Here is a 3,945-nt window from a genome sequence, read left to right on the forward strand (position 1 = left end):
AGCTTTTCGGCGGGAAGCCCCGCGCTGTACTGTACTCAGTCAGCGTCGGGATGAGAGCCAGGGCAAGCGACGGGGCTAGATGCCCCGTCGCCTGCCTTCCTCCGGCGAGTCTTGCTTCTCAATATACTTCTTCAGCACTGTTACAGTTACGCCTCCACAACTAGCAATGAAGTAAGACTCGTTCCAAAAAACTGCTTTCCAGTAGAACTGATTAACCCGCTCAGAGAACTCCGAACGCAGTCTGCGGCTAGAAATAGATTTCAAATTACTAATAAATTTGGGCAATTCCATCTGAGGATAATACTGGAATAGCAAATGAACATGGTCTTCCTCCCCATTGATCTCAATCATCTTGCAGCCCCATTTGTCACACAGGTCGGACACTATCTCGGTCAACCTAACTAGCATCTCACCCGTCAAAACTTTGCGACGGTATTTTGTCGTCAAAACCAGATGAGCCTTAAGGTCTGACACCGAACGTCCACTGGCAACAAAATCATCTTTCATTGTAAAAAGCACCCGACTGTATGTTATTATTCTATCAGTCATTAACAAGCGTCTGATGATAACCGCCTACCAGTACAAATTGCGTCCAACAAAACAGCAAGCTATCAAAATAGATCGATGGTTGTCTATGCTTTGTTCGCAATACAACTACTTGTTGGCAGATAGATTCGACTGGTTTGAGCGTAACCGCAGTCCTGTAAATGCTTGCCCGCTAGTTTGTCATCTACCCGAATTGCGCGATAACCCAGACTACTACTCTCAAAAGAAAACACTACCTTCACTCAAAAAGACGCATCCCTGGTACGCGGAAATTTACTCCCAAGTGCTGCAAGATGTGGTTAAGAGGGTAAAGGTTGCAATGACCAGGTTTCTTAAGGGTGATAGCAATGGCAAACGTAGCGGTAGACCTCGTTTCAAGCAACGTAGTAGATACCGTACTTTCCTTTATCCCCAAATAAAGAATGATTGCTTACAAAATAATTTAATTAATTTACCAATGCTTGGGAAAGTTAAAGTTATTTTGCATAGACCTATTCCTGATGGGTTTAAAATCAAGACCGTTTCTATTACCAAAAAGAGTACGGGTTACTACGCAACTTTGAGCCTAGAAGACGCAACAGTTCCGACGATTAAACCTGATTTTAATCCCGAATCAATAACCGGAATTGATGTCGGACTTAAGGAGTTTTTGACTACTGCACAAAACGAAACTGTTGCTATACCCCAGTATTATCGCAAAGCCCAGAAACGCTTAAAGGTAATTCAAAAACGGGTAAGTCGTCGCAAAAAGGGTAGCAACCGCAGATTAAAAGCAATCAAATCTTTGGGCAAGCAACATAAAAAAGTTGCCGACAAGAGAAAAGACTTTCACTACAAAACGGCTAACAGCCTGCTCAAAAAGTATGATGTAATTGCTTACGAGAACTTAAACGTTAAGGGCTTGGCTCGTACAAATAAAGCCAAGTCTATTTATGATGCTGGATGGTCAAACTTTCTGTCAATATTACAAACCAAAGCCGAAAATGCTGGGTTATTAACTGTTGCAGTAAGTGCCTACAACACCAGTCAAAATTGCTCTGCTTGTGGGTTAAAAGTCCCAAAAGAATTGTCAGAACGTTGGCATACTTGCGGCTGTGGTTGTAGTCTTGACCGCGACCACAACGCCGCTATAAATATAATGAATAGGGGGGCGGGTCAACCCCTCCTTAAAGCCAGTGCGATTCGTTGTTTAGAGAATCACGGTAATCAGTCCGTACATAACTAAGCCAGTGAAACTTGACCCCCGGTCAAGCACTGAACTCTCAGAATGATGTAGGTGAAAGCCCTACCCGCTAGATTCAAGCGTGACTCCTTATCTGCCCACACCGAACAAGCTCGATTCTTGTGGAGTGAAGCTGGGAACAGGGCGCAACCAGACAACTGTTATGGGTTGACACTGGCGCTAACAGGGAGTTCCCACGGTGAAACCGAGCCTAGAAAAGTAACTCAAAGGAAAGCGGGGCATAAATGCCGAAACACCCCGACTTCATCAGAGCTAAAAACCCGCTGCATCATTGAGCTTAATAGCAGCATGAATCCAGGGTTTCTGATAGTTAAATTGGCTACACCTACCGGAACAAATCAATCATCTGGGGGAACGAATAAAAACGAATCGAAGGTCTTGGGACGGTCGAACCCCAAGTAGGTAAGACGAGATACGGAATTCCTTGGATTCGGGTAGGACAGCGAGTAATTTCGCTGAGGTATTCAGAAAAACACTTAACGGAGTTAGAGCATGATTAGGCACAGTCACGAGGCTAGTGAATCTTGGAAAAATCTAAATTGGAAGAAATTTCGACGCGATTTATTTCGCCTACAATGTCGAGTGTTTAAAGCTATTCGAGAAGGAAACAAGCGGAAAGCTTTGTCACTTCAGAAGCTTATCTTGAAATCCAAAGCGGCTAGATTTCTGGCAATCCGTCAAGTATCACAGTTAAATGCGGGTAAGAAAACAGCAGGGATTGACGGCAAAAAGTCCCTTACTTTTAAGGAGCGCTTTAAACTAGAAGAACTGCTGAAGATGTCCGGTAACAATTGGATACACCAAAAGTTACGCTCCATCCCGATTCCTAAGAAAGATGGTTCCACGCGGATGCTTAAAATTCCGACTGTTGCGGATAGAGCGTGGCAATGTCTCGTGAAATACGCAATAGAACCTGCTCATGAAGCACTATTCCACGACCGCAGTTACGGTTTTAGACCAGGACGTTCAGCACACGATGCACAACGAATCCTGTTTCAAAACTTAAAATCGGATGCCAATGGAATCAATAAACGGGTTATAGAACTCGATATTGAAAAGTGTTTCGATAGGATTTCACACACCACAATTATGGAAAACCTTATCGCCCCCAAAGGCACTAAAATCGGTATATTTCGATGCCTAAAAGCCGGAGTAAATCCCGAATTTCCAGAACAAGGTACACCACAGGGTGGCGTGATAAGTCCTCTTTTAGCAAACATTGCTCTCAACGGAATCGAAAGTATTCATAGATACCATAGAAGTAAAAGGAAAAGGATAACACAAAACACCTCCAAAAAGGAAATTGTGTATCCATCAATCCGCTATGCGGATGACATGGTAATAATACTTCGACCCGAAGACAATGCAGAAAAGATACTTGAAGATATAAGCCAATTCTTAGCCAAAAGAGGGATGAAAGTAAGCGAGAAAAAGACAAAAGTAACCACGGCGACAAATGGTTTTGACTTCCTTGGTTGGCATTTCAAAGTGCAAAACAACGGTAAATTTAAAAGCACTCCCTCAGTGGACAACTTTAAAAAGTTCCGTCAGAAGATAAAAACCATCGTTAATAACTCGAATTATGGTTCTAAGGTAAAGGCTGAAAAGCTCGCACCAATAGTTAGAGGATGGAGAAACTACCATAAGTTCTGCAAAATGGACGGCTCGCGATTTTCGCTATACCACATACAATACAGAACATATAAGGTGTTTAATAAAGAAACTAAGCAAGACCGCCATTCTGCTAAGAAATTACTAGACAAGGCATTCCCAACAGTTTCATGCTCCGAAAATCGTCACAATAACGTCATAGGAACTAAATCACCCTATGACGGTGATATAACTTACTGGAGCGAACGCAATAGTAAGCTGTACGATGACAACACCTCTAAAGCATTAAAACGGCAAAACCATACCTGTGGTAAATGTGGCTTAAAGTGTACAAGCGAAGAACGAGTTCACCTCCACCACATAGATAGGAACCACAGCAATTGGAAAATAAAAAACCTAATTGCTATTCACGAGTCCTGTCACGATTATACCCACATGAGCAAAAGGGCTGTCCCTTAAGAATATCGGGAGCCGTGTGCGGCGAAAGTCGCACGCACGGTTCTAACAGAGAGGTGCGGGAGATAATACTCCCCATCGACTCTACC

4 protein-coding genes are annotated in these 3,945 nt (G+C 43.2%); 3 read left to right on the forward strand and 1 reads right to left on the reverse strand.

Annotation, left to right across the window (positions count from 1 at the left end; genetic code table 11):
* Positions 1-75: 75 nt before the first annotated feature.
* Positions 76-507, reverse strand: coding sequence for an IS200/IS605 family transposase (gene tnpA, locus VB797_RS34760; protein WP_323242358.1), 432 nt, complete (start codon positions 505-507; stop codon positions 76-78).
* A gap of 55 nt (positions 508-562) precedes the next feature.
* Here tnpA and VB797_RS34765 point away from each other — a divergent pair, with 55 nt between their 5' ends.
* The 3 genes from VB797_RS34765 (at position 563) to VB797_RS34775 (ending at position 3,859) form a co-directional block, all read left to right on the forward strand.
* The gene (locus VB797_RS34765) at positions 563-1,771 is read left to right on the forward strand and encodes a transposase (protein ID WP_323242359.1); all 1,209 of its coding nucleotides are present in this window, start codon (positions 563-565) and stop codon (positions 1,769-1,771) included.
* 51 nt (positions 1,772-1,822) lie between these two features.
* Complete coding sequence (locus tag VB797_RS34770) at positions 1,823-2,191, forward strand: hypothetical protein (RefSeq protein WP_323242360.1); 369 nt, start codon at positions 1,823-1,825, stop codon at positions 2,189-2,191.
* A gap of 90 nt (positions 2,192-2,281) precedes the next feature.
* A complete protein-coding gene (locus tag VB797_RS34775) occupies positions 2,282-3,859 on the forward strand; it encodes a group II intron reverse transcriptase/maturase (RefSeq protein WP_323242361.1) in 1,578 nt (525 codons plus the stop codon).
* Positions 3,860-3,945: the final 86 nt, after the last annotated feature.

This window comes from Rivularia sp. UHCC 0363 (assembly GCF_034931125.1).
GTDB lineage: Bacteria > Cyanobacteriota > Cyanobacteriia > Cyanobacteriales > Nostocaceae > Rivularia.